Origin of the sequence: Bathymodiolus platifrons methanotrophic gill symbiont, assembly GCF_002189065.1 — a bacterium.
GTDB lineage: Bacteria > Pseudomonadota > Gammaproteobacteria > Methylococcales > Methylomonadaceae > Methyloprofundus.
In genome coordinates, this window is sequence record NZ_BDMN01000001.1 from 1 (window position 1) to 5,122 (window position 5,122).

General features: G+C 39.1%; 3 protein-coding genes and 1 pseudogene. 3 read left to right on the forward strand and 1 reads right to left on the reverse strand.

Annotated elements, in window-relative coordinates; all coding sequences use genetic code 11:
* The 3 genes and pseudogenes from CDZ78_RS00005 to CDZ78_RS00015 form a co-directional block, all read left to right on the forward strand.
* Positions 1 to 2,158 (forward strand): RHS repeat-associated core domain-containing protein (locus CDZ78_RS00005; RefSeq protein ID WP_211200753.1); only part of this gene is annotated, 2,158 nt, incomplete at its 5' end.
* Between the two features lie 274 nt (positions 2,159 to 2,432).
* Positions 2,433 to 2,528, forward strand: a pseudogene (locus CDZ78_RS24475) (transposase); the annotation flags it as partial.
* 147 nt (positions 2,529 to 2,675) lie between these two features.
* Positions 2,676 to 3,476: an ABC transporter substrate-binding protein gene (locus tag CDZ78_RS00015; protein ID WP_087868101.1), complete on the forward strand. Its 801-nt coding sequence runs from the start codon at positions 2,676 to 2,678 to the stop codon at positions 3,474 to 3,476.
* Between the two features lie 35 nt (positions 3,477 to 3,511).
* Here the strand turns inward: CDZ78_RS00015 and tilS are convergent, their stop codons facing one another.
* Positions 3,512 to 4,852 (reverse strand): tRNA lysidine(34) synthetase TilS, encoded by a 1,341-nt coding sequence (gene tilS, locus CDZ78_RS00020; protein ID WP_087868102.1) that lies wholly within the window; start codon positions 4,850 to 4,852, stop codon positions 3,512 to 3,514.
* Positions 4,853 to 5,122 lie beyond the last annotated feature (270 nt).

Consider the following 5,122-nt stretch of genomic DNA (forward strand, 5'->3'; position numbering starts at 1 on the left):
CACCAGCATTGTGTATTTCAGCTACTCAATAATTGGGAAACTTCAGCCACCTAATAAAGATAGGGAAAATGACGATCAATGTAAGGCGAAGAAAAAACCAGCAGGGTCTAGTACTACAATCTGTACTGGCGAATTAACCGTACAACATCAAACCACCTCTTATCGAACACTCGGACAAGAAAGATCGTTAAATCTCATTTATAAAAGCCTGAAAGCAAGTCCATACCCTGTATTTAATAGAGCCACAATAGTGGGTACCAATGCGAACCCTACCCCTAATCAGGTATCAGCTTCGGTTATAGTTAGCAATATTGACCAGGGCAATGTGCTTTATACAGATACCACTGGGGCGAGCCCTTCTGATCAGTTGCGCCAATCCATTCTCTTCGATGCCGAGAACTTTGATACAGGTAAGTACACATATCAATTTAACCGGACATCACATTTCGATAGATCCGCAATATCAAGCACTAGAACTGGATTTGTGCTTATCAACAATCAAAATCAAAGTCCTATAGGCGCTGGATGGACGATTGCTCAGGTTGATAGGCTTTATGAACAGACGGGAGAAGATGTAATGCTGGTTGAAGGTTCCGGCTCTACGCGTTTGTATCAAAAAGCATTTGCAAAATTTGAATCGCCAAAAACTCTTTCATCTATAGAAATTAGTCTACAAAATGGTATGGTCTCAGGAGATTTAAATAATGACGGAAATATTGATCTGCTAATTACTGAAGAAGGTGATAGGCCAGATGAATTTCTACTCTATTTAGGCGATGGACATGGTAACTTATCATTCAGTAGTAAAGTTAATGCAATACGTGCTTGTGGTTTTGACGGGTTTGTAGGTACACCTGAACTTGAAGATATTAACAATGATGGTAATTTGGATATTGTTGGAACAAATTCACAACGCCTAACTAGTTGTAATTCTGTCGGCATTCTTCTAGGGGACGGTAATGGTGCCTTTTCTAGTCCTATTGAATTAAATACTGTTGATCGTGTATTTGATATTGTTGTTGCAGACTTGAATTCTAACGGTAACCTAGATATTGTCGTGTCCAAGGTTTTTCAAGATCGCGTTGAGGTTTTTTATGGCGATGGAAGTGGTGGTTTCTCTGCAGCGCTTAATATACCTGTTGGAAGAAACCCCGTATTCTTGGAGGCAGGGTATTTTAACCGTGATAAGGATTTGGATTTGATTGTCAGCATAGGGAGAGCAGGAGAAAGTCAGGTTGTTCTTATTAACGATGGAACCGGCAAATTTCCAACAAAAACTTTAAAGGCAAATAATGCAGAAACACTGTTTAGCTACGATGCTGAAAATCGTTTGATACGTATTGATCACCCTAGCGGTGGATTAATTGAGTATCGTTACGATGCTTTTGATAGACGTATAGAAAAAAACGTCAACGGAACCATTACCCGCTATGTTTATGATAATGAAGATATTCTGTTTGAATTCGATGGCAGTGATGTTTTACAAGCACGTTTTACTCATGGGCTAGGCATTGATGAACCTTTATTAATGCAGCGCGATACTGATAGTAATGGAGCCTTTGAAGCCGATGAAAGTTATGTTTATCATGCGGATGGATTGGGATCTATTAACCAGTTGACTGATTCATTGGGTGGAATCGCTCAATCCTATGCTTATGACTCGTTTGGTGATATTGCTAGTACTTCTGGTGGTTTGGTTAACCCATATCTTTATACGAGCCGGGAATATGATGAGGCAAGTGGTTTGTATTATTATCGAGCCAGGTATTATGATGCTGGTCTGGGGCGGTTTGTTAGTGAGGATCCAGTTACATTCCCAGGTGGTGATTTTAATCAGTATAAATATGCACTTAATAACCCCGTAATGTTTTTTGACCCCGATGGAAGAACTGCAAGTCCTGTTGGAGCCATTCTAACAGGGATCTGTACGTATTATGTTAATGCCGAAGCAATAAATGAGATAGGGATAACTGGTAAGGAAATAATAATTGATGGGTTCGATACCGTCATCAATGAAATTTTTGATAAAGGTGATGATATATCATCTTGTATTGATCGATTTCTTACAAGGTCGAGAGATCGATTAAATAAAAACATTTTTGATAAGGTTGACCCAATCAAAACTGCTACTTGCCTTATACCCATAATATTTTTTTAAGGGAGTTCAAAATTCTGTGTCACAGGTAATTTAACCCATCTTCGTGACTATTGGTGATGTATTTTATATAAATCAATAAGTTGAAATTTTAAAAAAGGCTCAGTTGGCACTACAGATTTTATTTTTTGTACAAATCATTGAATTACGAGAATATTTTTCTATATAAAAAATTACGTCTAGATAATGATGAATTTTTGTAACTACTCAGCGTAAATAAAAAAAATAAAGGGGGTCAGGTCTTTATTTTTGCATTCTAAGCGAGTATACTCCCCCTATGGCTAGACCTTTACGAATTGAATTTTCAGGCGCTTTATATCACGTTACTTCAAGAGGTGACGGTCGAGAAGATATTTATCTTGATGGAGATGATCTTCAACAGCAGGAATAAAATGAGAGAAAAATAATTAAGTGATTATCTCAGTCTGAATACCGTATCCACTAACTCCTACCCCATGTCATGGTAAAGTAATGCCCTTTTATAGGCGGTTTAAATTTAGATATTCCCAGGAAAAATAACATGAAAAAAACGATACTCTTCAGCCTGCTCTATCTATTGAGCATTAACATTTATAGTGCTGATATTCTCCGTATGTCAACAACGACAAGCACAGAGAACTCAGGCCTACTAAGAGTTATCAATCCTTTGTTTGAAAAAACCTATGATATTCGCCTTGATGTTATTGCCGTTGGTACTGGCAAAGCTTTGCGCTTAGGAGAAAGTGGTGATGTTGATATAGTCTTTGTACATGCACCAAAAGCAGAGCTGGAATTTGTAAGCAAAGGGGACGGTATCGATAGAAAAGCCGTAATGCATAATGATTTTGTGTTAATAGGGCCTAAAACAAACCCTGCTCAGATTACCCTAACTGAATCCATAACAACTGCTTTACAGAAAATCGCTGCGAGTCAATCCATTTTCATTTCACGCGGTGATGATTCAGGCACCCATAAAAAAGAAATGGCTTTGTGGCAAGCAGCCAAAATCCAGCCGGAAGGCACTAACTATCTAGCTGTTGGCCAGGGAATGGGGGCCGTATTAAAAATAGCTGATGAAAAACAAGCCTACACACTAACTGACCGGGGAACTTATATTGCCTTTAGAGATAAGATTGATTTAATTATTACTAATGAAGGAGATCATACTTTATTTAACCCCTACCATATTATGGCTGTTAACCCCGCTAAGCATCAGCATGTACATTATGAATTAGCGAAAAAGTATATTGATTACGTAATAAGTGCTGAAGTACAAGCACTGATTGGCGCTTATAAAAAGCAAGACGAGCAATTATTTTATCCCGATGCAAATAAGGAATAGCTGATAATACACGATAGCCAGCTAGATATAATTTCCTATTTCAAGCTGACTACTTCTCCTTGCCTTTCCCAGAACAGCTGGACACAAGCTTCATTCTGCCCGTAAAAATCAGCACTTATCCAGTAATCAGCTATCGCAGCAAGCGTCCCATTAATATAAACAAGAGGAATGACATCACGCAACCAGGGAGCAATCCCCTCTTCTTGATATAGTTTCTTTAAACTGTGCCTGCCATTACGGTTGAATAAAGCTATTTTTTCTCCACCTTGCCTGTACTTAACCTCAACCCTACCCTGCATCCATAGCGTTTTGGCAATTCCCTGCGAGGCATCTTTTATTTTCAGCTGACCATTATCTGGTAAATTTAAAGGTTGGTTATTATCTGCCCAGGCAATAAGCTCGTTTAAATCCGGTATCTTTATCGGGATAACTAAATACAAGCCCCCCCGATAGCGCCGAATATTACAAGCATCATGTTCAATCAGTGGGTTTGCATCAGGCCGGGCATTTAAGATATCTACAATAATTGCATTCATTACTTTCTGGCTAGGCATCCTTGCACCTAGTAAATCCAGCCATTCGCGAATAATCAATTGTTGTGTCAGTGGTTCATGCTCTTGCAAAGCCTTAATACAGAGGCATTGTTTATCTGGGTCATAGAGTGTGTGCATTTTTTGTTTAGCACTATTCGATAATAACGTTTGCGCACCGGCACAATGCTCTGCAACACGAGCAACTGTTTTATCTAAACTCGGCCAGCGTTGTTTTAATAAGGGAACTATTTCGTGCCGCAGGTAATTGCGATCAAATTGTATATCTTGATTGCTCGGATCTTCTACCCATTGCAGGTCTTGTTGTTGAGCATATTGTTTAATTTCTTGCTGATCTATATCAAGCAGGGGCCTAACTAATAGCCCCGCACCAAAGTTAATGGCAGCAGGCATACCTGAAAGCCCTTTTAATCCAGCCCCTCTAAATAGCTGCAATAAAACAGTTTCAAGTTGATCGTCACGGTGTTGAGCAAATAGTAACAGGTCATTTTTTTTGAGTACTTGCTTAAAAGCTTGATAACGGGCATCACGCGCTGCTTCTTCAGGGCTTTGACCTTGCATAGCCTGAGCATTAACTTTAAGTACCTGAAATTTAACAGCCAGATTATTGGTAATTCCCTGGCAATGCTTAGCCCAGTGTTCAGCACTTGCTTGCAATCCATGGTGCACATAGATAGCAAAAAGTTTATGCTTTAATTCAGGAATACTAGCGAGCAAATGTAATAAAACATGAGAATCTACGCCACCACTGTAAGCAATAATAATTCTATTAGCTGAGTGATAGGCCGCTAGTTGAGAATTAATAAATTGATGGTTGAGTTTCACATTCAATGATTAGCTGAAGGGCTCCGCATTACAACCCTTTCTGTGTTAAATGGCATGCGATACAGGCCTTACTAAGGTATTTCATGACTCTAGAGACTGTGAAAGTATTCAAAAATCCCCCTCCTTAGTTAAGGGGTTAGAGGAGGTTGATATATTAAAACTAATCACGCAATGTCAATGACCTATGTTTATATACGATCCCCCCTCAATCCCCCCTTCTCAAGGGGGGAGGCTAAAAACCTATACTTTCACAGCCTCTCTAGCGACGTA

Excerpts from the sequence above, each read along its gene's own strand:
- CDZ78_RS00015 (WP_087868101.1), top strand. The coding sequence starts at position 2,676 with ATGAAAAAAACGATACTCTTCAGCCTGCTCTATCTATTGAGCATTAAC.